We start from the raw sequence: 2,058 nt of genomic DNA, 5'->3' as shown, positions 1-2,058 counted from the left end.
TCCCCGCGATCTACAAATCCGAGCCGGATTGAAACGGGATGACCTCCAGCGGACGGAACAGGATGTCCGGTCCCCGCGATCTACAAATCCGAGCCGGATTGAAACGGCAGGCCCTCCACTCTGGACGGGCTCTGGTCTGGGTCCCCGCGATCTACAAATTCGAGCCGGATTGAAACTTCTGGCGCTTCGCCGCCCCTTCTGCGGTGAGGTCCCCGCGATCTACAAATCCGAGCCGGATTGAAACCGAACATGGCACCCCAGCCGCGGAACTGCCGCGTCCCCGCGATCTACAAATCCGAGCCGGATTGAAACTCCGGTTCCCAGGACCGTCACGAAAACGATGATCGGGTCCCCGTGATCTACAAATCCGAGCCGGATTGAAACATGATGCCCATCCTTGGACTTCTCCTAGTCGGGTGTCCCCGCGATCTACAAAATCCGAGTCGGATTGAAACCCGTCGGTGAAGATGCCGAGTGCGATCAGGTCGTCGAATGGTTCCCGTGATCTGTAAATCCGGGTCGGATTGGAGCATGGTCTCGTTGACAGCCACCCTGTACTCGTAGGGGCGCCAGTGAGCTACCTGGTCGGTTGTAGGTGGGTGGGCTGCTGGTGTCTCGGGGGTGGCGGGTACCCTCGTGGTCGGTTTCTACGGGGGTGGTCGTGATGCGGGTGTTCGTTCACGTTCTCGGGGCGTCCGATCTGGGGGTGGACAGTCAGGCACGGTTGCGTTCCGGGGGCGATGGTGGGTCCGCCGGGCCCAGCCTGCCCGAGAAGGTTGCCGGGCTCCTGGCCGCTGTTGATGCCGGGGACGAGGAGACTGTTCGTCGTTCGCTGACGACGCCGGTTGTGGATCCCCAGCGGCGGTGGGAGAAGGTGCCGTTGGAGATCCTGCTTGAGCTGTGGGTGCCTGGCGACCGACTGTTGCTGGTCGCGACCGAGAAGGGGGCTCGGGCCACCGCCGGGCTGGCCGAGGCGATCGAGCGGGCGCTCGGTCTGGTGCCCGACGCCTACGGTCCTGTCCTCGACCCGAAGCTCGATGTCGAGCGGGTTGTTGTCGCCGAGTGGCCGACACTGCCGGTCGGGCGCCGGGTCCTGCGGGAGTGGCTCGGGGCCCACCGTGAGGTGGGCGGGATCGTCACCGGTATCGGCACTGGTCCCACCGGGCTGACGATCGGGTGCCTGATGGCCGCGCTCGCGGACGGCCGCCCGGTCGACGTCCGGCCGATCCAGGAACCCGCCCACGGCAAGCTGGTCGACCTGCGCGTCGAGGACGACCCGGCGCCGTGGCTGGCGCGGCGGCGGATGTTCGGCGCGCTCGCCGCCCATGTCGGCGACGACCATCCGCGGACCCGTGACCTGCTGCGCATGCTGGATGCCCGGCAGCGCCTCGACGTCGAGAACTTCACGAAACTCGCGTCCCGGTGCGGGATCGACACCAACGGCGAGCTGGCTGTCACGGATCCGGCGGCCCTGGAGAACGCCTTCTTCGACCGGCTCGCCCGCCGTGAGGTACAGGCGGTGATGCTCGGCCGGGCGTGGCTGCTCAGCGGATACAACTCGTTACGAGAAGCCGGTGACCCGGTCATCAACAACGAGGGCAGACGCGGCCCCGGGAAGACGGAGACGCTGGGGCCGTTCATCGAACGGGTCAGCGGCCGCGGCCACCTGAGCAAGGCCGGGGCATTCCTCACCGGTCGAAGATGGATCAACAACTTCGCCGGCGACAAGCATCACGGACTGCGGATCCCGAACCGCGGCTACCTTGTCAGAGCGGCCGGGTCGGCACGCCACGCGGACGACCGTGACCCCCGCCGGGCCGGGGCGCTGTTCACGCGGATGCCTGGTCTGCCCAGCGTGCCCGACCTGTTCCGCTGGTCCTCGGCCGCGTCCGGTGAGGTGCTTGTGGCCTACAGCGTCGGTCTGCAGGAGGAGCGTGACGGCCGGCGTCCGTTCGCCGATGCCGTGTGCGACGCGGACACGTTGCGCTCCCTGACGGATCTCATCGACCCGCGGCCCCGGGACACCGCCCCCGGGCAGCCGAGGGACGAAGGACGGTT

1 protein-coding gene is annotated in these 2,058 nt (G+C 67.2%); it reads left to right on the top strand.

Features of this window, described 5'->3' with window-relative positions; genetic code table 11:
- Positions 1 to 664: 664 nt before the first annotated feature.
- A partial coding sequence (locus AC5LSR_RS21880) for a hypothetical protein (protein ID WP_493468926.1) occupies positions 665 to 2,058 on the top strand: 1,394 nt, incomplete at its 3' end.

This window comes from Protofrankia sp. CiP1_Cm_nod4 (assembly GCF_982290645.1).
This window is presented reverse-complemented; position numbering and strand designations above follow the sequence as displayed.